This window comes from Arthrobacter sulfonylureivorans (assembly GCF_047607445.1).
Classification (GTDB): domain Bacteria; phylum Actinomycetota; class Actinomycetes; order Actinomycetales; family Micrococcaceae; genus Crystallibacter; species Crystallibacter sulfonylureivorans_A.
The window spans coordinates 211,286-235,456 of the sequence record NZ_JBLKRT010000001.1 but is presented as its reverse complement, the minus strand read 5'-3'; the positions used below and the strand labels follow the sequence as shown (position 1 = coordinate 235,456).

Here is a 24,171-nt window from a genome sequence, read left to right as displayed (position 1 = left end):
TTCTTTGCAGGCAGGGGGCAGCGTAAGCGGACGCCGAACGCGCCCGCTTCGGGTGGGTGGGAGCGCTACTTCTTCTTGCCGGAATCGTCGCCGCCGGGGCGCAGGCCGTCATAAATGGCCTTGCAGTCGGGGCAGACGGGGAACTTGTTCGGGTCGCGACCAGGCACCCAGACCTTACCGCACAGGGCGATCACCGGTTCGCCGGACAGTGCCGACTCCATGATCTTTTCCTTGCGGACATAGTGCGCAAAGCGTTCGCGGTCGCCTGGCTCAAGCTCTTCGCGGAGTTCTTCACGCTCGATCGTCGCCGTGGACCCGCCCGGGGTCTGCGGCGCGCGGGGGTCGTTTTCGAAAGGATCCGGGGGAAGACTCATGCCACCCATCTTAACCCCTGAAAAAGGAAGGACGACGGCGGAGGGCAGCCTCCGCCGTCGTCCTCGCCTGCCACAGCAGCCGAGTTGGCCGGCTATTTGTTTTTAGCCACAGCCTGGAGCAGTTCCGGCGTGCGGCTGTCATACCAGCGGCCGCCCAGCACAATGCCGACCACCAGCAGTACCGCTCCCAGCACGACGCCGACCACCAGGGCCAGCCAGCCCCACAGCGCCTCGCCGGTGAACACGCCGATCAGCGCCAGCACGATCTCGGGCAGCGCGAGCAGACCCAGCACGCCGAGGCCACCGAGTTGGACCAGCATCATCCGGGCGGTCGACCCGGGCGGGGTCTTGAACGGGCTTTCGCCCGGCAGCGGCACGTTGTAGGTGTAACGGGCCGACACCACGCTGGACAGTCCCAGCCCGGTCAACAGGATTCCGAGCGCCACGCCGGAGACGGGGGCCAGCAAGTGCCATTCGCCGATGAAGACGAACGGCAGCACGGTCAGCAGCACGGTGGCCGGCAGCGCGATCACCGCGCAGGCCACGACGCGCCCGATCCGGTCGGCCCGGCCGCTCACGCCGGTGGTGACGTGCAGCGCGAAGGCTGTGTTGTCGTAGGCAATGTCGGCGGAAATGCCGAAGGAGAGCAGGAAGGCGATCATCGGGCCCAGCCAGAGCATGAAGGTGAAGTCACCGGCCTGCGAGAGGCCGAAGAAGACGGCCACCGGGATCAGCGGAATGGACACCAGCGATGCGCCGTAGCGCGGGTCCTTGAACCAGTAGATCAGTGCCCGTGCCGCCACTGCGCCCGCCGGGGTGCCGGGCATCCGGGAGAACCAGCCCAGCTTGCCGCCGGCCTTGCGGGACACCGCATTGTACGGCGGAGTCACCAGGGCGCGGGCCAGGCTCAGCTTCCACAGCCAGGCCATCACCGCGAGGAAGGCCACCGCGATGAGCAGCCGGCCCGCGGCGGCACCCCAGTTGCCCAGCGCCAGGTCGCCCGGGACGGCCCAGACAGCACCCAGCGGCGACCAGGCCAGGCCCTCGGTCAGCGACGGCAGGAAGTCCTGCGAGCTGCGGAACCCTTCGGTGATGCCGATCGTGATCGGGCCCAGCAGCACCAGCGGAATGATGCCGATGACCCCGCTGAGGTCCTTGAACCGGCGCGAACTCGCCAAAGTAGTGGATGCCGAGGTGGTCACGCGGGAGAGCACCACGCAGGTCAGCGTGGCGATCCCCGCGCACAGCACCGCGGCCACGAGCGCTGCCGGATGCTGCCACCAGGCGGCCGCATGTCCCAGCGCTGCCACCAGTGTGACCACGCCCGGGATGCCCACCAGGCCTCCGATGGCGAGTCCCAGCAGCAGCTGCCGCATGGGCACGGCAAAGGTGACGAACCGGGCCGGGTCCAGTGTCATGTCCACGCCGGTGGCCATCATCGGGATCAGTGCCCAACCCAGGAACGCGGCGGATCCGCCCAGCACCACCACCATGCGCGCCATCTCCGGCTCGGTGTAGCTGAGGAAGAACATTCCGGCGATCAGCAGTGCCAGCACGCCGACGGCGTAGAGGCCGCCGAGGATCACGCCGACCAGCTGCCACGGGCTGCGTTTGAAGCCGTTGCGCAGCAGCGTCAGCTTCAGTCTTACGAGGTGCGCAACCACTCGAGCCCCTCCGCCTGGGTCCGGCCACCGACCAGCTGGACAAACCGCTCTTCCAGGCTGGCACCGTCACGGACCTCGTCCACGGTGCCGGCGGCCAGCACGTTGCCGCCGGCGATTACCGCCACGTGGTCGCACATGCGCTGGACCAAGTCCATGACGTGGCTGGAAACGATCACCGTTCCGCCGGAGGCCACATAGTCGTGGAGGATGTCGCGGATGTTCGCGGCGGAGACCGGGTCCACGGCCTCAAACGGTTCGTCCAGCACCAGCAGTTTCGGCGCATGGATCAGCGCCGTGGCCAGGGCGATCTTCTTGGTCATGCCGGCGGAGTAGTCCACCACCAGGGTTCCCGCGTCGTTGGTCAGGTCCATTGCCCGCAGCAGGTCCGGCACGCGCGCGGCCACCGTCTCCCGGTCCATGCCGCGCAGCAATCCGGCGTAGGTGACCAGCTGCTCGCCGGTCAGCCGGTCGAACAGCCGCACGCCGTCGGGCAGCACGCCCATCAGCCGCTTGGCTTTCAGCGGTTCGGCCCAGACATCCACCCCGTGCACCCAGACCTGGCCGTAGTCTGGCCGCAGCAGTCCGGTGGCCATGGAGAGCGAGGTGGTCTTGCCGGCGCCGTTGGGGCCGACCAGTCCATAGAAGGACCCGGCGGGCACGTCCAGGTTGACGCCGTTGACGGCGATCTTCTCACCGAAGCGCTTGGCCAGGCCGCGCACGGCCAACGCCGGCACGGGAGCTTGGGCGCCGTAGGCCGGAGCGGCCGGCTGCTGCGCGGGGGTTTGGGCGCCGGCGGCGGGGCCTGGGGCAGGGGCACCGACGGCCGGAGGCTGGCCGGGATTCTGGTTGTCCGGCTGCTGGACCGGAGGCTGTGATGGGTGCGAAGTCATACCGCCACGCTAACAACGCGGCGTCCGCGCGGGCATCATCCGCAAGGACTAATAATTCTCCGTCACAGCAGCACGCTCGTACTGCGGCGCCCACGCCAAGTCATGCCCCAGTTCGACGGCGGCGCGCTGCCACCAGTGCGGGTCGCGCAGCGCGGCCCGGGCCAGCAGTACGGCGTCGGCCGAGCCGTCCCTGATGACCGTGTCGGCCTGCGCAGGCGTCGTGATGAGCCCGACGGCGCCGGTCGGGACGCCGGTCTGACGGCGGATAGCGGCAGCGAAGGGCACCTGGTAGCCCGGGCCCAGCGGAATGTTCACGCCGTGTACCGCGCCGCCGCTGGACACATCCACCAAGTCCACGCCCCGGGCGGCAGCCTGGGAGACAACGTCGGCCACCGCTTCCGGTTCCAGTCCGCCGTCCGCCCAGTCGCTGGCAGAGACGCGCAGCAGCAGCGGCATGGCATCCGGAATCACGCCGCGGACCGCGTCCACTACTTCCAGCAGCAGGCGCGCACGCTTGGCCGCCGAGCCGCCCCACTCATCGGTGCGGGTGTTGATCAGCGGGGACAGGAACTGGTGCAGCAGATAGCCGTGGGCGCCGTGGATCTCGATGGTGTCGAACCCCGCCCAGACCGCGCGGGCCGCGGCGTCGCGGAAATCGGAGACAATCTGCCGGATGCCTGCCTCATCCAGCGCCGACGGCGCGTCGTAGCGGCCGAAGGCGCCGGTGGTCGGGGCAACGGCCCGCCAGCCGCCCTCGGCGTGCGGCACGGATCCGGATTCCCGGGCAAAGGGCGGGTAGGTCGAGGCCTTGCGCCCGGCATGGGCCAGCTGGATGCCGATCTTGGTGTCCGCCGAACCGTAGCGGTGCACGAACTCGATGATCCGGCTCCACGTCTGCGCCTGGGCGTCGGTCCAGATGCCGGTGTCCTGTGGACTGATCCTGCCAATGGCATTGACCGCGGTCGCCTCGGTCAGAATCAGTGCCGCGCCGCCGGCGGCGAACTGGCCCAGATGCATCAGGTGCCAGTCATTTGGCATGCCCGGCGCATCGTCCCGGCGAACCGAGTACTGGCACATGGGCGCCACCCAGCCGCGATGGGCCAGCGGCATGCCGCGCAGCCGGATCGGCTCAAACAGGCCGCCAGCAGGACTCTGCGCCATCTAGAAGAGCGCCCGGGCCAACGCCTGGCGTGCCTTGGAGACCCGTGGGTCGGAGCTGCCCACCACATCGAACAGCTCCACCAGTCGCGCGCGGGCCGCTTCCCGTTCGTCTCCGGCATGCCGACTGATGAAGCCGACCAACCGCGCGAACGCGTCCTCGACGTGGCCGCCGGACACGTCCAAGTCGGCTACGGCCAGCTGAGCCTGAAGGTCGTCGCCCTGGTCGGCGGCGGCCCGGCGCAGCTCATTGGCATCGGCTCCTTGCAGCCGCTCCAGCAGCTGCACCTGGTACAGCCCGGTGCGGGCCTCGTTATCGGCCGGCTGTTCGGCCAGCGCCTTCTGGTACGCCGCCGCGGCCCGGGCATAGTCGCCGGCCTCGATGGCGTCGAATGCTTCCTGATGCAGCGGCGGCAGCGGCTTCTCCTCCTCGGCCGGAGCGTCAGCTGCGCCCGGGGCGGTGCCGGTCACGCCGTTCGCCTCTGCCACCTTCAACAACTCGTTGACGAACTGCCGCAGCTCATCGGCAGACGCTGCGCCTTGGAACAGCGGGATCGGCTGCCCCTTCAACAGCGCGACGGCGGCGGGCACGCTCTGCAGCTGGAAGGCCTGGGCGATGCCCGGGCTGGCGTCGACGTCCACCCGCGCCAGGACAAACCGGCCGGCGAACTCATTGGTCACCTCGGCCATCGCGGAGGCCAACTGCTGCGCCAGCTCGCTCCACGCTGCAGTCAACTCCACGATCACGGGAACCTGCGCGGAAAGTTGTACGAGCGCCTGGAAGCTTTGCTCGTTGACCTCGACAATGTAGCTTGCGGTGTCGCCGTTGCCCGGTGCCCCGGCTGCCGCGGCCGGAGCACCTGAAGCCGGTTGCTGCGGCTTTTTCAGCGCCGACAGGTCAACGGCGCCACGCAGGCTGACAGAAGACGGCCCGGGGCCCTGCTCTGGAGTTGGAGTGGTCATGACATCACACTAATACGTCTCGACGGGGGTCCGGAATTATGCGGCGGCAGGCGACGCTGCCCGGCCGGGCCGACGCTACTTCAGCTTGGCGTCCACCAGGCCCTGGGCCACCCCGACCAGGTTGACCGTCTCGTCGGATTCGGCCGGCGGCACGTACAGGAAGACGGCTTCGCTGTATGTCACGTCCACGCCTTCGGTGGTTGAGTCGTCACCGGCCAGCGCGGCAAACTCAGGCGAGAGTTCCACGGTGGCACCGGCTTCGGCCGGCACGCTCCTGGTCACAGACTTGATGTGGCCGAACACCACGGCGCCGCCGTCGGCCGTGCGCAGCGCGCTCAGCGATTTGTTGTCGACGCTGCGGCGGAAGGAGATGTCCGCGCTCTTGTTGGACTTGACCTGGTCCTTCTGGATCTTCTGGATCTGGTCGGAGAAGGTGTTCTTGCCGATCTTGCCCTGGTGCTTGCCGCTGTCCAGGTTTTCGGCAACCATCTTCACCGCTGCCTGCGGCGAGTAGAGCAGGCCGTCCTTGGCATCGAGCGGAACAGCCGGTGTCCCGCCGCCCTCGGTGGAGACCTGCGGGAAGGTGGTTCCCGGCAGCATCTGCATCGCGCCCACCATCCGGTAGTTCGATCGGGGATCCTGCTGCGTGAGCACAATAACCTGCGGCACCGGGTTGTCTTCGCCCTCGGTCACCGTCACCACGGTCCGCGGCCACTCCGTGCTGGTGCTGACCATCGAGGTCAGGATCGGTCCGGCCGCCACCGGAACCGGAGCCTGTGCCTTGCCGTTTTCGGCCCGCACCGTGTAGTTGGCCTCGCGGACCGTCAGGGCCGCTCCGCCGACGCGCGGCTTCAGCTTGCCGGCGTCCCGTGCCTTGTCGGCTTCCGACACCGACGCCGCTACCGAATCCATAATCCGCGTCAGTTGGCTCTCCTGCACAACCGGGAACCCTGCGGCTTCCTCGGCTTCCTGGGACGGAGCAGCCTGCGCCGGCATGGTTGCGCCGGCGGCCAGCACGACGGCGGTGCCCGCCGCGGCCGCAGCACGCAGGCCCAGCGCGGGGCGGACCATCAGGGAAGGGCGGCCGGAGGGGCGGGAACCCTCTGCCGGATTCTCGGCACCAGGCCCTGCAGTTGTGGCTTCGTCAGCGCGGCCGGGCTTTGCGGCATCGGTTGCGGCCAGCGGCGCGGTCGCCGGGCCGGCCACGGCCCGTTTGTCGGTGCCGCCGCCCGAGCCGGATCCGGTGCCCGGCGAGTCGTTGTTCGGCGTCTGGCGGTTCGGACGGCGGGACACCACTGCCATCGCCACGCCGAGCACCACCAGCAGGGCCCCCAGGATGATCAGGGCGAGCGACCACGGGACGGACGTGTCGTTCGGCCAGGTGACGGTCACGTTGGTCGGAGCCGGGGCGCTGCCGTCGGAGGCCAGCAGAATGGACCACTCGCCGTCGGCCGGAGCCACCCAACGGTGCTCCATGCTGCCCTCTCCCTGCTCCTCGCTGACCCAGAGGTCGGAGCCGGCGGGATTCGGCACTTTGGCCTCCCCCTCGGTCACGGTCCCCTGCAGTTGGCCGTCCTCGATGCCGGTCAGGGAAGTGTGCGCTGCCTCCCCGACCCAGGCGTCGACGTCGCCGGCACGGCCGATGGCCATGAGGAATTCGCCGTCGGCCTCCACCGAGATATCCACTTCCTCGTGGACGCCGAAGACTTCCGGTTCAATCACGGTCACCGGAGCGGTACCCTCCGCCGTGTAGCTGGCAGATGCCCGCTCGGGCGGGGCCCAGACGGTGCGCTGGGCGATGCCCAGCGCGATGGCCAACAGCCCGATCACCATCAGGGCCACGGAAATCTTGAAACGCACAAAAATACCAATCGTCGATCGTGCAGGAAGGCAGGGCCGCAGGTCCGCCCCTGGCGTTCAGGGCCGGGGCGGTTGCCCGGCGTCGGTTAAACTTTATAACCCTATGGTAACGAACCGTCTTGCGGTCCGCGCGGCGCCGGCTTCCGCACGCGGCCGCAGGAAGCCCCTACGGCCGGTGTCATCCGCTGCAGTGGCGGGCCATGCTGGTAGTCTTTCGCTCAGAATTGACCGCGTCCTGCGCCGTTGCTGCCTACCGCGCGACAGAAGCGCCCGCCCGTAGCTTCAGCGGCTGCAGGCGGAAGAGAGGATGCTGCGTGAACGAACATCGGGACGGTCCGATGCCCGGCGCCGGTAACGGACCGGATGCCGAAGACCACCGGGCTGCCGCCGATTCACCGGACGCATCTTCGGCCGAGCCAGCGGCCTCCCCGCCCGTGACGGCAGCACGCCAGCGTGCGGTCCTGAGCGCGCTCGGGCGCATCGGAGCTTCCATGCCCCGCGCCCGGCCCCGCGTCCGGTTCGAGATGCCGCCCGAGGCAGATCCGCCCGCTGCCTCCAGCAGTCTGGCTGGCCCCGACATGTCCCCCGCGCGGCATCCGATCCATTTCGGATTCATGGCGACGGTGGGCGTCGGTTTCGCGCTGCTGCTCTACTTTGTGCTCATCAACGTCGGCGCGCTGCTGGCGTGGATCGCGGCCGCGCTCTTCATTGCCCTGGGACTCGATCCGATCGTCCGTTGGCTGGAACGCAAGGGACTCCCCCGGCCGGCCGGCGTCATCATTGTGGTGCTGATCCTGGCCGGACTGGTGGCCGCCTTTATCTCCACGCTGATCCCGACCATCGTCAACCAGACCACCCAGATCGTGGCCAACGCCCCGCGCTATGTCGACGACTTCCTGAATTCGGCCTTCTTCCAGTCCGTGGACGAGCAGTTCCAGGTCCGGGAGCGCATTGACGTGGAACTGGAGAAGTTCTTTGCCAATTCGGAGAACGTCACCGGCATTTTCGGCGGTGTCCTTGGCGTCGGCGGGGCCGTGCTCCAAGGTGCGTTCGGGGCACTGATCGTGCTGGTGCTCACGTTGTACTTCCTGGCATCGCTTCCGGCGCTCAAGATCTGGGCCTACCGGCTGGCTCCGCGCTCCAAGCGCCGGCAGGTGCAGCGCCTGTCCGAAGAAATCAGCAGCAGCGTGGGCAGCTATGTGATCGGCCAGGCCTGCGTGGCGCTGATCAATGCGGCGGTCGCCTTCATCGCCATGACCATCGCCCAGGTGCCGTTCACCGCCTTGCTGACGTTCGTCGTCGCTTTGCTGGCCTTCATCCCGCTGATCGGTGCGGTGATTGCCGGTGCGCTCGTCTCGCTGGTGGCCCTGACCGTGAGCTGGCAGACGGCGGCGCTGTTCGCCGTCATCTACTTTGCCTACCTGCAGATCGAGGCCTATTTCGTGTCGCCGCGCGTGATGCAGCGGGCTGTTGCGGTGCCGGGGGCCGTGGCGGTGATCGCCGTGATTGCCGGCGGCTCGCTGCTGGGTGTGCTGGGCGCGCTGATGGCGATTCCGGTGGCGGCATCGGTGATGCTGCTGCTCAAGGACGTCTTCATCGTGCGGCAGGACCGCGCCTGACCGAAGCTCAGCGGTAACGGAAACTGCGGGTCTGCCAGCACCGCGGGTGCCAGTGCCGCCGCTCGGCCAGCGCCGTTTCGCCGCCGAACAGCGAGTCGGCGCGCCAGGCCACCAGGTGCTCGATTCCGGGGCCGATGGTGCGGTTGCAGCCCGGGCAGGTGTAGTCCTTGGCGGCGTTTGATCCGGTGATGCGCCGGACGTTCCATTCGCCGTCGGGCGCGTTCTGGCGTTCGGGGATGCCCGCGCGGGCGCGATCCAGGTTCAGGTCGCTTTCCCGCGTCCATTTGCTGCTGCCCGTCCCCGATCGGCGGCGCGGACGGTTGGATCGGGGCATGTCATCCATTCTGCCCCACCGCCGCGACCCCGGCCGAACCAGCCTGCCCGGCCGAACCAGCCGCCCGGCAGAACCGGCCGCCCGCGGAAGGTAAAGTGGCCTACTGTGCGTCTTGTCATTGCCCGTTGCTCCGTTGACTACATCGGCCGCCTCCGCGCCCACCTTCCGCTGGCCACCCGCCTGTTGATGGTGAAAGCGGACGGTTCCGTCCTGATCCATTCCGACGGCGGCTCGTACAAGCCGCTGAACTGGATGAGCCCGCCGGCCACGCTGCGCGTAGCCGACCCGGAGGCCGACGACGCCGAGTCCGGCGTCCAGGAGGTCTGGCACGTGCAGCACGCCAAGAGCGACGACCGCCTGGTGATCAGCATCCACGAGCACCTGCATGAATACAGCCACGACTTGGGCGTGGACCCGGGGCTGGTCAAAGACGGCGTGGAGGCCGATCTGCAGCGCCTGCTGGCTGAACAGATCCACCGCCTCGGGCCGGGCCACACGCTGGTACGGCGCGAATACATGACCGCTATCGGCCCAGTTGACATCCTTGCCCGCAACGCCGAGGGCGGCACCGTGGCCGTTGAGCTCAAGCGCCGCGGCGACATCGACGGCGTGGAGCAGCTGACCCGCTACCTGGAGCTGCTCAACCGTGATCCGCTGCTGGCCCCGGTCAAGGGGATTTTCGCGGCGCAGCAAATCAAGCCGCAGGCGCGGGTGCTCGCCACGGACCGCGGCATCGACTGCCTGACCCTGGACTACGACGAGATGCGCGGCGTGGACGACGCCGAATCCCGCCTGTTCTGAGCCAGCGGCCCCGCCACCGGCCGCCGGGCAGTACCCGGCCTAGAATCGGACCATGAGTTCCCCCGGGCAGGACGGTCCATCACGGCAGTACGTCCGCGGCAGGATCGTCTCATCAGGGACCACGCTCGACGACGGTGTCGTCGCTTGTGAGGGCGACCGCATCCACTATGCCGGCCCCGCCTCGCGCTTCGACCCGGCGGGCTGGCAGCACGTGGATGTCCCGGCGGACAGCCTGTTGCTGCCCGGACTGATCGACACCCACTGCCACGGCGCCTACGGCGGCGACTTCTCCTCCGCCGACGAGGCGGGCGCCCGGAGGGCCGCCGGGTACCTGCACCGCAGCGGGACCACCACCGTGGTGGCCAGCACCATGGCCGGGCCCCGGGAGAACATGCTGCAGTCCGTGCAACTGCTGGGCAAACTGACCGCGGAGGGATTGCTCGCCGGCGTCCACGCGGAGGGGCCTTTCCTCTCCCCGGCACGCTGCGGAGCGCAGAACACCGAATATCTGCTCGCACCGGACACCGGTCTCGCCGCCGGACTCGTCGAGGCGGCCGGCGGGCACCTGGTCTCGATGACCTACGCACCGGAGCTGGACGGTGCCGACGAGCTCGTTGACCTGCTGGCGGCGTCGGGCGTAACGCCGTCCCTCGGGCATACCGACGCCGATGCCGCGACCGCCGCAGCGTCGCTGGTCCGCGCGGCGGCTGGCTTGGCACACGCCGGCTCCGGCCGATACCGGCGGCGGCCGCTCGTCACGCACTTGTTCAACGCCATGCGGCCGCTCCACCACCGCGCCCCCGGTGCCGCGGCGGCCTGCCTGCGCGCTGCCGCGGCCGGACGCGCCGCCGTCGAACTCATTGCCGACGGAATCCACCTGGACCCGGAGACCGTGCTGACCGTGTACGAGCTGGTGGGCGGTGCCAACATCCTGTTGGTCTCCGACGGGATGGCGGCCACCGGACTGGGCGACGGCGGGTATGTGCTGGGCGCGAACGACGTGAGCGTCAGGGGCGGCGTGGCCAGGGTGGCGGCCAGCGGAGCCTTGGCGGGCGGCACGGCGACGCTCCTGGACGTGGTGCGTTCTGCGGCTGCCGCCGGGGTGCCGCTGGAGACCGCAGTGTACTCCGCCTCCACCGTTCCGGCCGCGGTGCTGGGGCTGGCGGAGGAAGCCGGCGCGCTGTCCCGCGGGTTTAGGGCCGACCTGCTGGTCACCACGGCAGGCTTGGCCTTGACCGCAGTGATGCGCGGGGGCCGCTGGCTCGACCCGCTGCCGCGCTAGCCGGACGGCGGCAAAGTCACGAATCGAACTCTTCCTTAATATTAGATTGAATCGCCCTTTGTACCGTTGACCGCCCATGTGGCTTATGTGATGCTTAACTCAGTCTTTGTGTAGGTGAGTTTTTCATGCTCGCAAGACATGTTGCGAGTGTGAAGCTCCTCAGCGACCGGCCGATGGCCCAGTTGTGCGGATCTTCCACGGAGTAACCGGGCTGGTATGAGGTGTACCGGCTTGATTCTGTTCCACGATGAGGAGATTTACATGGCACAGGGGACCGTCAAGTGGTTCAACGCGGAAAAGGGCTTCGGCTTCATCACTCCGGACGAGGCTGACGGAGATGTGTTCGTCCACTACTCCGAGATCCAGTCGGGCGGCTTCAAGACGCTCGATGAAAACCAGCGCGTGAGCTTCGAGATCGGCCAGGGCGCCAAGGGCCCGCAGGCCACCGGCGTCACTGTCATCTAGCTTCGGCTTCAGCACTGCGCGGCCCACGGCAGCGCACCGCCAGCAGAACCCCTCCGGACCTTTCCGGAGGGGTTCTGCTGTTTTCGCTGTCAGGCCGGCAGCTTCGGTGGCCCCAGCCGCACCGCATCCCCGCCTAGCGCCCTTAGCCGCTCGTCGAACCGCTCGTAGCCCCGGTCGATGTGCTCCACGCCGTGGACCTCGGTTGTCCCCTCCGCGACGAGCCCCGCAATCACCAGCGCTGCACCGGCACGAATGTCGTTGGCCTCGACCGGAGCGCCGGAGAGCTGCGAGACGCCCTTGATCAGTGCGTGGTGCCCGTCCAACCGGACCACCGCACCCAGCCGGGACAATTCGGCGGTGAATCCCCAGCGTGCTTCGAAGACGTTCTCCGTCACCATTCCGTGCCCGTTGGCTACGGCGTTCAAGGCAACTACGAACGGCTGCAGGTCCGTGGGAAAACCGGGATACGGCAGGGTGGACACGTTGATTGGCTCCGGACGCTGCGGCCCCTCCACAGTGAAGCCGTCGTCCCGGCGGGTTATCCGGCAGCCGGCCTGGGCCAGCTTGTCCAGCACCACGGTCAAATGGCCGGGATTGGACTTGGCTACATCCACGGTTCCGCCCGTGATCGCGGCGGCGAAGGCCCAGGTTCCGGCAACAATCCGGTCCGGTACGGTGCTGTGGCGCACCGGGTGCAGGCTTTCGACGCCGGTGACCACCAAGGTGGGCGAGCCGATCCCTTCGATCTGCGCGCCCATCGAGACCAGCAGGTCGGCGATGTCGGTGATCTCCGGTTCCCGCGCGGCGTTGTCGATCACCGTCACTCCCCTGGCCAGCGTTGCCGCCATCATCAGGTTTTCCGTGGCGCCGACCGACGGATAGGGCAGCCGGTGGTGGGCGCCGTGGAGTCCGTTCGGCGCCTTCGCCACCAGATAGCCGTGGTCGATGCTGATCTGCGCACCCATTTGCTCCAGCCCGGCCCGGTGCATGTCCAGTCCGCGGCTGCCGATGGCGTCTCCCCCGGGCAGCGCCACTTCGGCCTGGTGGCAACGGGCCACCAGCGGGCCGAGCACGGATATCGACGCCCGCATGGCGCGGACCAGATCATAGTCGGCCTGGTGCGCCGGTGCGGCCGGAACGTCGATATGGACGCTGGCAGCGTCCACGTCGTAGTCCACCACGCAGCCAAGGCGGCGCAGCAGTTCCGACATGATCCAGACATCCTGAATGTCCGGCACATTGGTGATCGTGGACCGGCCCTCCGCCAGCAGCACTGCCGCCATCAGCTTCAAGACACTGTTTTTGGCGCCCGAGACCTCTACCCGCCCGTTGAGCGTGCTGGGCCCGCGCACCACGATCACCTCATCCATGCAATCCATCCTACGGTTGTGGCACGACTGTGCTGGTTAAACGGCTGACGGCGCGGCTCCCGGGGGAACCGCGCCGTCATGACCAGATCTAGCGCCAGGTGCCGATGCCGATCACCGGTCCGGCTTCAAGCCAGGACGACAGACCTGCGTAGACGTCGAACGTCATCGCCATCGTCAGATCGTGCCTTTCATGCGTGAGCATCACGACGATCGCACCGGGCTGGATCTTTGCCCGTTCGGCTTCGGTCGGTTGCCGCCAGCCCTGCAGTTCCAGCGAGCTGCGCCGGAACTTGTAGCGCGGCTTGGGACTCAACGACAGCAGCCGCAACCATTCCAAATGGGTGTCCGTATAACGACAAACCCCCATCTGCCAGCTGCCGGGCAGCATGGCGATGGAGGCGTCGAAGGTGCCCAGAGTGCGCCGCAGTTGATAGCGGCGCACTCCGAAGGCAATCAGTGCCAACACCAACAGCAGGAAAACTGCGGCCAGAATGGCGAACGTGATGTCGAGACCGTTCACCGGCGGCTAGCGGGTCGCCGTGGCCTCGTCGCCAACCGTCGCATTGTCTGCAACGATGACAACACGGTTGCTGTCCACGGAGAAGAATCCGCCGTCGACATTCACGGTGATGCGGTCACCAGACACCGGCTGGATGGCCAGCTCGCCGGCTGCCAGGACTGCCAGAACCGGGGTATGGCCCGGCAGGATCCCGATTTCGCCGTCGCTGGTCCGCGCCTTGACCATTGTTGCCTGGCCGGACCACACGAAGTGGTCCGCGGCAACAATCTCAACTTCCAGTTCAGCAGAGTTATTAGCCACAGGCCTTACTTCCCGGTCTGTTCCTGGATCTTGGCCCACTGGCGCTCAACATCGTCCAGGCCGCCAACGTTGAAGAAGGCCTGCTCGGCGATGTGGTCGAGCTCGCCGTCGCAGATGGCCTTGAAGCCTTCCACGGTGTCCTTGATGGAAACCGTGGAACCCTCGACGCCGGTGAACTGCTTGGCGGTGTAGGTGTTCTGCGACAGGAACTGCTGGATGCGGCGGGCACGGGCGACGACGATCTTGTCTTCTTCGCCCAGTTCATCAATGCCGAGGATGGCGATGATGTCCTGCAGTTCCTTGTTCTTCTGCAGGATCTGCTTCACGCGGACAGCGGTGTTGTAGTGGTCGTGTCCGATGTACTGCGGATCCAGGATGCGCGACGTCGAGGTCAGCGGATCCACGGCCGGGTACAGGCCACGCGAAGCGATTTCACGGGAAAGTTCCGTGGTCGCATCCAGGTGGGCGAAGGTGGTCGCCGGAGCCGGGTCGGTGTAGTCGTCCGCGGGAACGTAGATCGCCTGCATCGAGGTGATCGAGTGGCCCTTGGTGGAGGTGATGCGCTCCTGCAGCACACCCATTTCGTCGGCCAGGTTCGGCTGGTAGCCCACAGCCGAGGGCATGCGGCCCAGCAGCGTGGAGACCTCGGAACCGGCCTGGGTGAAACGGAAGATGTTGTCAATGAACAGCAGCACGTCCTGCTTCTGCACATCGCGGAAGTACTCCGCCATGGTCAGGGCGGACAGGGCCACGCGCAGACGCGTTCCCGGCGGCTCATCCATCTGGCCGAACACCAAGGCGGTGTCCTTGAGAACGCCGGCTTCTTCCATTTCCACCCAGAGGTCGTTGCCCTCGCGGGTACGCTCGCCAACACCGGCGAACACGGAAGTACCGCCGAAGTTGCGGGCAACACGAGTGATCATTTCCTGGATCAGCACGGTCTTGCCCACGCCGGCGCCGCCGAACAGGCCGATCTTGCCGCCCTTGATGTACGGGGTCAGCAGGTCGATCACCTTGATGCCGGTCTCCAGCATCTCGGTGGAGCCTTCCAGCTCGGCGAAGTTCGGCGCCTTGCGGTGGATCGGCCAGCGCTCGGAGATCTCCAGCTGGGAGGCTTCAACGTCCAGCGGCTCGCCCAGCACGTTGAAGATGTGGCCCTTGACGCCGTCGCCCACGGGCACGGTGATCGGGGTGCCGGCGTCCTGCACCGTGGTGCCGCGGACCAGACCGTCGGTGGCCTGCAACGAGATGGCGCGGACCAGGTTGTCGCCCAGGTGCTGCGAGGTCTCGAAGGTGATGGTGCGGGTCTCGCCGTTGAGGGTGACCTCAGCGGTGAGAGCGTTGTACATTGCGGGGATTGCGTCCGCCGGGAATTCGACGTCGACAACCGGGCCGATGACACGGGCGATACGGCCGGTAGCGCCCGTGGCGACGGAACCGGTTCCGTGCTCGGTGGTTTGGGCAGTCATCTTTCTCACTTCTCAGTTTCGATGGCGTGGTTTATGTGTGCTGTTGCTGCAGGGACTGATCAGGACGCTGCCAGGGCGTCCGCGCCACCGACAATTTCGGTGAGTTCCTGCGTAATCTCTGCCTGACGCGCATTGTTGCGAAGACGCGTGTACTTCTCGATCAGGTCCGTGGCGTTGTCGCTTGCGGACTTCATCGCTCGCTGGCGGGCTGCCAGCTCGCTGGCAGCAGCCTGCAGCAACGCTGCGAAGATGCGCGATTCGATGTAACGCGGCAGCAGTGCGTTCAGAACCTGTTCGGGTTCCGGCTCGTACTCGTACAGCGGCAGCAGGTCGGTCTCCGCGGTGGCCTCTTCTTCCACAACCTCCAGCGGCAGCAGTCGGATGACCGCGGGCTCCTGGACAACCATGGACTTGAAGCGGGTGTAGACGATGTGAATCTCGTCCACGCCACCGTCCTCGAACGGCGTGTTGAAGTCGGAGAGCAGTTCTTCGCCGATCTCGCGGGCGGTGCTGAACTCCGGAGAGTCAGTGCCGCCCGTCCAGACCTGCTGGTACTGGATGTTCCGGAAGTCGAAGTAGGCCTGTGCCTTGCGGCCGACCAAGTAGTGACGGACTTCCTTGCCTTCTCCGTGAAGCAGCTCGGTCAGGGACTGGGCCTGCTTCAGCACGGACGCGGAGTACGACCCCGCCAGACCGCGGTCGGAGGTCAGCACGAGCACGGCGGCCCGGCGGATCTGCTCCGGCTCGGTGGTCAGCGGGTGGTCGATCTCGGACTGCGAAGCCACAGCAGAAACGGCACGGGTGATCGCATTGGCGTACGGCATCGAAGCCGCGACACGGCTGCGGGCCTTGCCAATGCGTGAGGCGGCGATCAGCTCCATCGCCTTGAAGATTTTCCGCAGCGACGAAGTCGATGCGATCTTCTGGCGGTAGACCCGAATCTGGGCTCCCATACTCTTCCTTTCCTCGTCCTCGGCGGCCGGGCGGGACCGCGGTGTGGTCCCGCCCGATCAACGAAGATGAATTAGCGCTTCTGCTTGACGATCTGTTCCTGGGCGACTTCGTCTTCGGCCAGGGCGTCGTACTCTTCGCGGCCGGCGCCAACCAGACGGCTGTCGCCCTCCCCGAAGAAGCCCTGCTTGAAGTCGGCGATCTGCGACTTCAACTCGTCCACCGTGGAATCCTCGAGCAGGTTCGTCTGCGCGATGGTCGTCAGCACCGAGCTGCGGTGCTTCAGGTGCGAGAGGAATTCGCCCTCGAAACGGGTGACGTCCTCAACCGGCACGTCGTCCAGGTAGCCGTTGGTGCCGGCCCAGATGGAGACAACCTGGTCCTCCACCGGGTACGGCGTGTACTGGCCCTGCTTGAGCAGTTCCATCAGACGTGCACCACGGGTCAGCTGCTGGCGCGATGCTGCGTCGAGGTCCGACGCGAACATGGCGAACGCCTGCATATCGCGGTACTGGGCCAGGTCCAGCTTCAGCGTGCCGGAGACCTTCTTCATGGCCTTGACCTGTGCTGCGCCACCCACGCGGGAGACGGACACACCAACGTCCACGGCCGGACGCTGGTTGGCGTTGAACAGGTCGGACTGCAGGAAGATCTGGCCGTCCGTGATGGAGATGACGTTGGTCGGAATGTAGGCCGACACGTCGTTTGCCTTGGTTTCGATGATCGGCAGGCCGGTCATCGAGCCTGCGCCCAGCTCGTCAGAAAGCTTGGCGCAACGCTCCAGCAGGCGGGAGTGCAGGTAGAACACGTCGCCCGGGTAGGCCTCGCGTCCCGGCGGGCGGCGCAGCAGCAGCGACACGGCGCGGTAGGCTTCAGCCTGCTTGGAGAGGTCATCAAAGATGATCAGGACGTGCTTGCCGCCGTACATCCAGTGCTGGCCGATGGCCGAACCGGCGTAGGGAGCCAGGTACTTGAAGCCTGCCGGGTCGGACGCGGGGGACGCCACGATGGTGGTGTATTCCAGCGCGCCCTTCTCTTCCAGGGTCTGGCGGACGGCGGCGATGGTCGATGCCTTCTGGCCGATCGCCACGTAGATGCAGCGGACCTGCTTGGTGACGTCGCCGGACTCCCAGTTGGCCTTCTGGTTCAGGATGGCGTCGACGGCGATGGCGGTCTTGCCGGTCTGGCGGTCACCAATGATCAGCTGGCGCTGGCCACGGCCGATCGGGATCATGGCGTCGATGGCCTTCATGCCGGTCTGCAGCGGCTCGTGCACGGACTTACGCTGGGTAACGCCCGGAGCCTGCAGCTCCAGTGCACGGCGTTCGGACGACTCGATCGGGCCCTTGTCGTCGATCGGCTGGCCCAGCGGGTCCACGACGCGGCCCAGGAAGGCGTCGCCTACCGGTACGGACAGGATCTCACCGGTGCGGTGAACTTCCATGCCTTCTTCGATGCCGGTGAAGTCACCAAGGATGACGACGCCGATTTCGCGGGTGTCGAGGTTCTGGGCCAGGCCCAGCACGCCGTTCTCGAAACGCAGCAGTTCGTTCGCCATGACCGAGGGCAGACCCTCGACACGGGCGATGCCATCGCTGGCAGTGGTCACGTGGCCGACTTCGACCCGCTCGGCGCTTCCGGGTTCATAGGACGCCGCGAACTCGTTCAGCGCATTGCGGACGTCGTCGGCGTTGATGGTCAATTCGGCCATCTGCAGTCCCTGCTCTCCTGTGTTTGTGATCATCGCGAGGTGTGCGACGACCGGTGTTTATTTCAGTCTGTGTGAGGCTTTCGGTCCCAGTTTCCGGGCGGAAACTACACCGTGAGACTCCTGCGGAGTTCAGCCAGGCGGGAGATCACGGATGCATCCACGACCTCGTCCCCGACCATGACCCGCACGCCGCCGACCAGTCTCGGATCGACGTTGACGTTCATCTTCAGTCCACGGCCGTACAGCCGGTCGAGACCGGCCTGCAGGCGGGTCGCCTGTTCGCTGGTCAGCGGACGGGTGACGCTGACCTCCGCGATCCAACGCTGTTGGCGCTTGGCCACCAGCTGGACGAACCGCTCTACCAGTGCCGTGGGCTTGATGCCGCGCGGTGCGGTCACTGCCTGCCGGATCAGCAGCTGGGCTGCCGGACCCGCGCTCGGCACCAGCTGCAGTGCCAGCGCCGTCTTGGCTTCGTCAGAAGCCTGGGGCTCAACCAAAGCGCGCTGCAGGTCGTGATCCGACCCGACAATGCGGTTGAACGCGAACAGGTCGCTCTCCAGACCTTCGAGTCCGTCAACACCCTGGCCCTTGTTCTCTGCAACAGCGACAGCAGTGGTGGCCGCCAGGGTCTCCAAAGCGTCCCCGATGTCGCGCGCAGAGGCCCAGCGCGAAGCAGCCAGCGAGGTGACGATGTCCCGGGCATCCGCCGAGACCTTCCCCTCGAGAAGACGGCCGAACAGTTCGGCCTTCTCTTTGCTGTCGCGCGCCGGGTCGGTCAGGGCACGGCGCAGTCCGGCATTGCTGTCCAACAGGCCCAGGACCCCAAAGAGTTCCTCAGCCAGGGACAGCGAAGCGGTGGGAAGCTTAGCCTCCAGCTCCTGCAGTGCCGCTTTCAGCGACTCGCTCGATACACCGGCCATTATTTAGCAGCACCTGCACTCTGGGACTCAAGGTCAGCAAGGAAGCGATCCACAACGCGGGCAGAACGCGCGTCGTCGTTCAGCGCTTCGCCGACGATCTTGCCAGCCAGTTCGGTCGCCAAGGATCCGACCTCGCTGCGAAGCGAGGTCACGGCAGCCTGACGCTCGGCGTCAATCTGGACCTGTGCCTGCTCGCTGATGCGTGCGGCTTCGGCCTGTGCCTTTTCCTTCAGCTCCGCCAGGATCTGGGCACCTTCGGCGCGTGCGTCCTCACGGATGCGGTTGGCTTCCGCGCGGGCGTCCGTCAGCTGCTGCTTGTATTCGTCCAGCGCAGCGCTGGCTTCAGCCTGGGCCGCCTCCGCCTTGGCGATCCCGCCCTCGATGGCTTCGGTCCGCTCTGCAAACGTCTTCTCAAACGCCGGAACGACGAACTTGGCGACGATGTACATGAGGATCGCGAAGCCGATCAGCGTGACGAGGATTTCCCAGACGTTAGGGATCAGAGGGTTAGCACCCTCCGCGGCGGCGAGGATCATTGCCTGATTCATATCTCACCCGTCCTATCTATTCGGTGTGGATGGTCCGCGTTGCCTTGATTAGAGGACGAACGCGAACACCAGACCGAGGATGGCCAAAGCTTCAGTCAGTGCCAGGCCCAGGAACGCGATCGGCTGAAGCACACGCTGTGCCTCAGGCTGGCGGGCAACGCCGTTGATGTAAGCAGCGAACACGAGGCCCACACCGATGGCACCGCCGATAGCGGAGAGACCGTAACCGACGAGGTTGATATTGCCTTCCATTTTTTTCCTTTCAAGATGCCCCCTTGGAGGGAGCAGGTTGTTGGTTCAGGTTCTTCCCCAGCGGGGAAACTTAGTGTTCCTCGGCCAGGGAGCCTTGGATGTAGATCGCGGTCAGCAGGACGAACACGTAGGCCTGCAGAACCTGGATCAGGATTTCGAAGAAGTACATGCCCACGCCGCCAGCGAGGGTGAGGATGCCCAGCGGCTTCAGCCAGAAGTCCGCGTCCACCAACAGGAACTGGGTTCCGGCAGCGGCCAGCATGATGATCAGGTGGCCGGCCAGCATGGTAGCGAAGAGTCGGAGACTGTGCGTGACCGGACGGACCAGGAAGGTAGAGATGATCTCAATGACGACCACCAGCGGCAGGATGGCCTTCGGCACACCGGAAGGCACCACGGCCAGCTTGAAGTAGCCGATGCCGTGCTTCTTGATGCCGAGCACAATCCAGGTGACGTAGACGATGCCGGCCAAGGCGTAGGCCGTTCCCACATGCGACGTGGTCGGCAGCTGGATCAACGGAATGGAGCCGAAGAGGTTGTTCACCAGGATGAAGAAGAACAGGGCGAACAGGAGCGGTACGAACGGCTTGAAGTCGCGCTCACCGATGATGTCCTTGCCCACCGAGTTGCGGACGAAGTTGTAGCTCATTTCGCCCAGGTACTGCAGCTTGCCGGGGACAAGCTGGCCGCGGCGGGAGGCCGCAACAAAGAACCAGGAAATCAGCACGACGGACAGCAGGACCAGCAGCATCTGCTTGCCGAAGCCCTCGCCGTAGGGGGCCATCCACGGAAGAATCTCCGGTAGATGCATGTCTTCGAGGGTCGGTGGGACGAAGCCACCTTCATTAGCGGCCGCCGGAAGCGCAAGCGCGATCAACGCGTTTCCTCTCTGCAGTGTCCATCTTTGGGCGTTTCAGGGTGGGTCGCCGTCAAGGCAGGCCACCATATGAAGTTGTCTGACATTTAGGTGTGGTCCCCCGGGCCGCCCTCATGGCGACGCCGAGCGCCGCGCGTGAGCTTGTGTTTGCGGGCCAAGTAATATCCGCCTCCAGCGCCTAGAACGGCACCGGCGAAAATCAGCCAGCGGGTATCCAGCAGATAGTCCAGTCCCCAGCCTATCAAACCCCAGGCGATGATCCCGCCAAGAATATAGGTCAGGACGGTGTTGCCGCCTTGGTAGGTGGAGTGGTCGCCGGAATCGTTGTTCGCCGGGCCCGGTGAGCCGTTAGCTGCCATCGCCGGATCCCCCGTTCCGCTGCTGACCGTCTTCCGGCTCGGGGTCGGCGTACAGCTGGTGCCGGGTGCGCGAAAACGCGAAGACCTCTGCGGCCTGCCACACGACGACGGCAGCTACCGCCGCGATGAAGAACCAGGTCCGTTCCAGCCAGTCCGGTGTGCCGATGAGAAACAGTGCGGCACCGAATCCCACCACTTTGATGATGTAGGTGGCGATGAAGGCGCCGATGGCGCCGGACGGATTCGTCCGTCCGACGAAATGGCCCACCAGCAGGCTGATGGCGAAGAACAACATCACCAGCACCGCGCCGAGCAGGGCGCTGACCGCGCCGGCTGGGCCGGCTAGGATGGCGGCCGCCACGATGATCAGCGCGGCTGCTGTGCCGCTTGCCGTCAAGGAAGCGCGAAGGATCTTCAGCCACGGGGACCGGGTCGGCCCGGACGCGCCGATGGCTCCGCCGGCGGCGGGGGTGCCGTCGTGGCGGGTGGCGCGCATGGGAGTCCGTTCGGTCGCAGTCGTCGTGAGCTGGCCGGAACCGGCCGGAATAATTCTACATGAGATAGAACTGGCCGACGAGTCACGACCCGCTGTTACGCTGCGGGTCCTGCAGCGTTAGATGACCGTCGGCTGAAGATCACCGGCGAACGCAGATAGAAAATAACGACGGCGGCGCCCGCGACGATCGCCGCTGCCTTGCCCATCAGGTCCGATTCGGCGGCGAGATAGCCGCAGAAACCGGCCAGCAACGAGCAGCCGGTGACCAGCAGAGCCGATTGCAGGTGGCTGAAGCCGACGTCGGTCAGCCGCTGGTAGGCGTGGGTGCGGTGCGGCGCGTACCACTGCTCCCCCGCGCTGATCCTGCGCAACAGCGTGGCGAGGGTGTCCGCCAGGTAGATGGCCACCGGGCCCAACAGGTACTCGGCGGCGACTCCGTCGAGGAAAGCGGTCAGGCCCAGCATGGCCAGGGAGGCACCCAACAGGTAGCTGCCGACGTCGCCCAGGAAGACGTTGCCCCGGCCGAGGTTCCAGGGCAGGAACGCCACGAATGCGGCCGCCACGACGGCCCCGCCAACCACCAACCAGCCATGCCCGGTGACTGCGCCGGCGGCGGCGAACATCAAGCCGACCGCGGTGCCGTGCAGGCCGGAGATGCCGTTCACGCCGTCCATGAAGTTTGCGATGTTAATGTAGGCGGCCAGGGCAAGGGCGCCCAGCGGCAGCCACCACCAGGTCTGGTCGGTGAGTACTATCGCCAGTGCGGTGCCGCCGGTGCCGATGCCCAGCTGCAGCGCAGCCCGGCCGCGGATGGACAGCCCGCGGAAGTCCTCCACCCAGCCCAACAGCGCTGCGGCGGCCGCCACTGAGGCAACCGCCAGCAGCAACTGGGAAGAGTCAGTGGCACCGCCGATGCCGCCGATCAACAGGCCCGCCACCAGCCCGACCGCCACAGTGATGCCGACACCGCGCACTACTGGCCGCGTATGCGAGGACCGTTCATTCGGCACATCAAGCACGCCAAGCCGTTTGAGCAGCGGGATCAGCGCGAACGGCAGCAGCAGGCTCAGCAGAAGGGCCGCCAACACGGCCACCACGGCTGTGGTCACGAGGCCCGCTCCCGCCCGTCGGGTTCAAGGTTGTCCTCCGGTGCAACCGCCACCGGGACAGTGTCCAGGGCACCCGTCGAGGCGGAGACCAGATGCTGCCGGCTCTTCCAATCGGCCAGGCTCATCCGGTCGGGATCGAGGCCGTCGATGCTCGCGTGCGAAATCTTGGGGTGCAGCGGCCGCGAATCGCTTTCGCCCTCCCCGATCAGGTCTTCGTGCAGCTTCTCCCCCGGGCGCAGGCCGGTGAAGACGATCTCGACGTCCCGTCCCGACATCGCGATCATCCGCTCGGCCACATCCAGGATCTTCACCGGTTCGCCCATGTCCAGAATCATCACTTCGCCGCCCGTACCGATGGCGCCGGCCTGGATCACCAGCTGGCAGGCTTCCGGGATCGTCATGAAGAACCGGGTGGCCTCGGCGTCGGTCACGGTGACGGGACCGCCCTTGCGGATCTGCTCGCTGAACAGCGGCAACACCGATCCGCGGCTGCCCAGCACGTTGCCGAACCGGACGGAGACATACTTCAATCCGGTTTGCTGCGCCACCCAGGCCGTCAGCTTCTCCGCCACCCGCTTGGAGTGCCCCAGCACGGTGGTGGGGTTGGCTGCCTTGTCGGTGGAAACGTTCACGAAGGTCTCGACCCTGGCGGCGCGGGCGGCCCGCAGCACGTTCAGCGAGCCAAGCACATTGGTCTTCCAGGCTTCTTCCGGGTACTGCTCCAGCAGCGAAACGTGCTTCAGCGCCGCAGCGTGGAACACCACTTCCGGCCTGCGGTCCAGGAAGATGGCTTCGAGTGCGGCGGCGTCGCGGATGTCGGCCAGCACGGTGTCCTTGCCGGTGAGCAGACCCTGGCCGGTGATTGAAATCTGGGTGCCCTGCAAGCCGGTCTCGTCGCGGTCCAGCATGATCAGTTCGGCCGGTTGGAAGGCGTGGATCTGCCGGCACAGCTCGGACCCGATGGACCCGCCGGCGCCGGTGACCAGGACCCGCCTGCCGGTCACATAATGGGCGATTTCCTCCACGTGGATGTCCACCGGCTGGCGCCCGATCAGGTCCTCGATCGCTACTTCGCGGAAGGAGAAGTCCTGCCGACCGGTGAGCATGTCCTTCAGCGGCGGCACCACCAGGACCCGCACGTTCAGGCCGGCGATGGTGTCGGAAATTTTGCGCATCTGCGCGGAGTCGATATCCGCGATCGCCACCAGCAGGACGGTTGCCTGGGTGCGGTGCACGATCTCGGGCAGGTCTTCCATCCTGCCCAAAACCGGAACGGATGCGATGCGCAGGTGCTTCTTGGACGGATCGTCGTCGATCAGGCCCACCGGCAGCCACGGCGAGGCAGGATCGTTGCTCATCCGGGTGACGATGTTGTTGCCCACAAAACCGGCGCCGTAGATCAGCGTCCGCTCGGCCTGTTCGCCGGGCTTGGCTTTGCTCTCCACATACATGCGCTTCAGGTAGCGCACCGCAGCCATGAACAAGCAGGCGAACGGGAACGCGATCAGGCCGGTGCCGCGCGCGATGCCCAGCGAGATGCCGAAGGTCAGCAGCCCGACGGTCAGGATCACGGAGACCGAGATGGTCACCATGACCAGCAGCTTGGCCTCGTGGAAGCTGCCGAAACTGTAGCGCCCCTTATAGAGCGCAAAGGCGGAGCCCACGGCAACCTGCGCGGCTATTGCCAGCGCGCACAGCAGGATGATGCCGGGGATCTTGGCAGGACTCAGCGCCATTTCGTAGCGCAGGAAAACTGCCAGCACAATCGCCACGACCCAGGCAAGGGAGTCCAGCAGGATCTGCGACCAGAGCCAGAGGGCGCGGTCGCTGCTGGCGGTCTTGCCGGGGGGAAGAGCGGAAACGCGGCTCATGCTTCTAC

General features: G+C 66.5%; 25 protein-coding genes. 4 read left to right on the top strand and 21 right to left on the bottom strand.

All coding sequences use genetic code 11. The features are described from left to right. Nucleotides 1-65 precede the first annotated feature (65 nt). The 6 genes from ACMX2H_RS01070 to ACMX2H_RS01045 all read right to left on the bottom strand — a co-directional run bounded on the left by ACMX2H_RS01070 (nucleotide 66) and on the right by ACMX2H_RS01045 (nucleotide 6,909). Nucleotides 66-374 carry a DUF3039 domain-containing protein gene (locus ACMX2H_RS01070; RefSeq protein WP_414958552.1) on the bottom strand — a complete coding sequence of 103 codons (309 nt, stop codon included), beginning with the start codon at nucleotides 372-374 and terminating at the stop codon, nucleotides 66-68. 92 nt (nucleotides 375-466) lie between these two features. Next, the gene (locus ACMX2H_RS01065; RefSeq protein WP_414958551.1) at nucleotides 467-2,038 is read right to left on the bottom strand and encodes a transporter; all 1,572 of its coding nucleotides are present in this window, start codon (nucleotides 2,036-2,038) and stop codon (nucleotides 467-469) included. After that, nucleotides 2,020-2,928, bottom strand: a complete 909-nt coding sequence (locus ACMX2H_RS01060; protein ID WP_414958550.1) for an ABC transporter ATP-binding protein — start codon at nucleotides 2,926-2,928, stop codon at nucleotides 2,020-2,022. Before ACMX2H_RS01060 ends, ACMX2H_RS01065 begins: the two co-directional genes overlap by 19 nt. A 48-nt stretch (nucleotides 2,929-2,976) precedes the next feature. After that, a complete protein-coding gene (locus ACMX2H_RS01055) occupies nucleotides 2,977-4,089 on the bottom strand; it encodes an NADH:flavin oxidoreductase/NADH oxidase (protein WP_414958549.1) in 1,113 nt (370 codons plus the stop codon). After that, nucleotides 4,090-5,049, bottom strand: a complete 960-nt coding sequence (locus tag ACMX2H_RS01050; RefSeq protein ID WP_414958548.1) for a tetratricopeptide repeat protein — start codon at nucleotides 5,047-5,049, stop codon at nucleotides 4,090-4,092. A 75-nt stretch (nucleotides 5,050-5,124) separates the two neighbouring features. Beyond that, nucleotides 5,125-6,909, bottom strand: a complete 1,785-nt coding sequence (locus ACMX2H_RS01045) for a hypothetical protein (protein ID WP_414958547.1) — start codon at nucleotides 6,907-6,909, stop codon at nucleotides 5,125-5,127. A 314-nt stretch (nucleotides 6,910-7,223) separates the two neighbouring features. Between ACMX2H_RS01045 and ACMX2H_RS01040 the strand changes: the two genes are divergently transcribed. Then, nucleotides 7,224-8,528: an AI-2E family transporter gene (locus ACMX2H_RS01040; protein WP_414958546.1), complete on the top strand. Its 1,305-nt coding sequence runs from the start codon at nucleotides 7,224-7,226 to the stop codon at nucleotides 8,526-8,528. A 7-nt stretch (nucleotides 8,529-8,535) separates the two neighbouring features. On the opposite strand, the gene ACMX2H_RS01035 is transcribed toward ACMX2H_RS01040, so the two are convergent. After that, entirely contained in the window at nucleotides 8,536-8,862 is a 327-nt protein-coding gene (locus tag ACMX2H_RS01035) for a hypothetical protein (RefSeq protein ID WP_414958545.1), read from the bottom strand. Between the two features lie 105 nt (nucleotides 8,863-8,967). Here ACMX2H_RS01035 and nucS point away from each other — a divergent pair, with 105 nt between their 5' ends. The 3 genes from nucS to ACMX2H_RS01020 all read left to right on the top strand — a co-directional run bounded on the left by nucS (nucleotide 8,968) and on the right by ACMX2H_RS01020 (nucleotide 11,410). Next, complete coding sequence (nucS, locus tag ACMX2H_RS01030; protein WP_414958544.1) at nucleotides 8,968-9,663, top strand: endonuclease NucS; 696 nt, start codon at nucleotides 8,968-8,970, stop codon at nucleotides 9,661-9,663. 52 nt (nucleotides 9,664-9,715) lie between these two features. Next, a complete protein-coding gene (locus tag ACMX2H_RS01025; RefSeq protein WP_414958543.1) occupies nucleotides 9,716-10,945 on the top strand; it encodes an N-acetylglucosamine-6-phosphate deacetylase in 1,230 nt (409 codons plus the stop codon). A gap of 261 nt (nucleotides 10,946-11,206) precedes the next feature. Next, on the top strand, nucleotides 11,207-11,410 hold the full coding sequence (locus ACMX2H_RS01020; protein WP_136787594.1) for a cold-shock protein: 204 nt from the start codon (nucleotides 11,207-11,209) through the stop codon (nucleotides 11,408-11,410). Nucleotides 11,411-11,499: 89 nt separating this feature from the next. On the opposite strand, the gene murA is transcribed toward ACMX2H_RS01020, so the two are convergent. The 14 genes from murA to ACMX2H_RS00950 all read right to left on the bottom strand — a co-directional run bounded on the left by murA (nucleotide 11,500) and on the right by ACMX2H_RS00950 (nucleotide 24,163). Further along, nucleotides 11,500-12,780: a UDP-N-acetylglucosamine 1-carboxyvinyltransferase gene (gene murA, locus ACMX2H_RS01015; protein ID WP_414958542.1), complete on the bottom strand. Its 1,281-nt coding sequence runs from the start codon at nucleotides 12,778-12,780 to the stop codon at nucleotides 11,500-11,502. A gap of 88 nt (nucleotides 12,781-12,868) precedes the next feature. Beyond that, entirely contained in the window at nucleotides 12,869-13,300 is a 432-nt protein-coding gene (locus ACMX2H_RS01010; RefSeq protein ID WP_136787592.1) for a DUF2550 domain-containing protein, read from the bottom strand. Between the two features lie 6 nt (nucleotides 13,301-13,306). Continuing rightward, nucleotides 13,307-13,600, bottom strand: coding sequence for a F0F1 ATP synthase subunit epsilon (locus tag ACMX2H_RS01005; RefSeq protein ID WP_136787591.1), 294 nt, complete (start codon nucleotides 13,598-13,600; stop codon nucleotides 13,307-13,309). A 5-nt stretch (nucleotides 13,601-13,605) separates the two neighbouring features. Further along, on the bottom strand, nucleotides 13,606-15,069 hold the full coding sequence (gene atpD / locus ACMX2H_RS01000; RefSeq protein WP_414958541.1) for a F0F1 ATP synthase subunit beta: 1,464 nt from the start codon (nucleotides 15,067-15,069) through the stop codon (nucleotides 13,606-13,608). Between the two features lie 59 nt (nucleotides 15,070-15,128). Beyond that, nucleotides 15,129-16,022 (bottom strand): F0F1 ATP synthase subunit gamma, encoded by an 894-nt coding sequence (locus tag ACMX2H_RS00995; RefSeq protein WP_136787589.1) that lies wholly within the window; start codon nucleotides 16,020-16,022, stop codon nucleotides 15,129-15,131. 71 nt (nucleotides 16,023-16,093) lie between these two features. Further along, nucleotides 16,094-17,731 carry a F0F1 ATP synthase subunit alpha gene (gene atpA / locus ACMX2H_RS00990; protein ID WP_414958540.1) on the bottom strand — a complete coding sequence of 546 codons (1,638 nt, stop codon included), beginning with the start codon at nucleotides 17,729-17,731 and terminating at the stop codon, nucleotides 16,094-16,096. A 104-nt stretch (nucleotides 17,732-17,835) separates the two neighbouring features. Then, on the bottom strand, nucleotides 17,836-18,651 hold the full coding sequence (locus ACMX2H_RS00985; RefSeq protein WP_414958539.1) for a F0F1 ATP synthase subunit delta: 816 nt from the start codon (nucleotides 18,649-18,651) through the stop codon (nucleotides 17,836-17,838). Then, a complete protein-coding gene (locus ACMX2H_RS00980) occupies nucleotides 18,651-19,199 on the bottom strand; it encodes a F0F1 ATP synthase subunit B (protein WP_414958538.1) in 549 nt (182 codons plus the stop codon). The genes ACMX2H_RS00985 and ACMX2H_RS00980 overlap by 1 nt, the downstream gene beginning before the upstream one ends. A 48-nt stretch (nucleotides 19,200-19,247) precedes the next feature. Then, a complete protein-coding gene (atpE, locus tag ACMX2H_RS00975; protein ID WP_074701684.1) occupies nucleotides 19,248-19,451 on the bottom strand; it encodes an ATP synthase F0 subunit C in 204 nt (67 codons plus the stop codon). 70 nt (nucleotides 19,452-19,521) lie between these two features. Beyond that, nucleotides 19,522-20,328 (bottom strand): F0F1 ATP synthase subunit A, encoded by an 807-nt coding sequence (gene atpB / locus ACMX2H_RS00970; protein WP_414958537.1) that lies wholly within the window; start codon nucleotides 20,326-20,328, stop codon nucleotides 19,522-19,524. Nucleotides 20,329-20,414: 86 nt separating this feature from the next. Continuing rightward, on the bottom strand, nucleotides 20,415-20,687 hold the full coding sequence (locus ACMX2H_RS00965; protein ID WP_414958536.1) for a hypothetical protein: 273 nt from the start codon (nucleotides 20,685-20,687) through the stop codon (nucleotides 20,415-20,417). Further along, nucleotides 20,677-21,183 (bottom strand): hypothetical protein, encoded by a 507-nt coding sequence (locus ACMX2H_RS00960; protein WP_414958535.1) that lies wholly within the window; start codon nucleotides 21,181-21,183, stop codon nucleotides 20,677-20,679. Before ACMX2H_RS00960 ends, ACMX2H_RS00965 begins: the two co-directional genes overlap by 11 nt. A gap of 95 nt (nucleotides 21,184-21,278) precedes the next feature. Continuing rightward, nucleotides 21,279-22,292 carry an MraY family glycosyltransferase gene (locus ACMX2H_RS00955; protein WP_414958534.1) on the bottom strand — a complete coding sequence of 338 codons (1,014 nt, stop codon included), beginning with the start codon at nucleotides 22,290-22,292 and terminating at the stop codon, nucleotides 21,279-21,281. Continuing rightward, nucleotides 22,289-24,163 carry a polysaccharide biosynthesis protein gene (locus ACMX2H_RS00950; RefSeq protein WP_414958533.1) on the bottom strand — a complete coding sequence of 625 codons (1,875 nt, stop codon included), beginning with the start codon at nucleotides 24,161-24,163 and terminating at the stop codon, nucleotides 22,289-22,291. The genes ACMX2H_RS00955 and ACMX2H_RS00950 overlap by 4 nt, the downstream gene beginning before the upstream one ends. Nucleotides 24,164-24,171 lie beyond the last annotated feature (8 nt).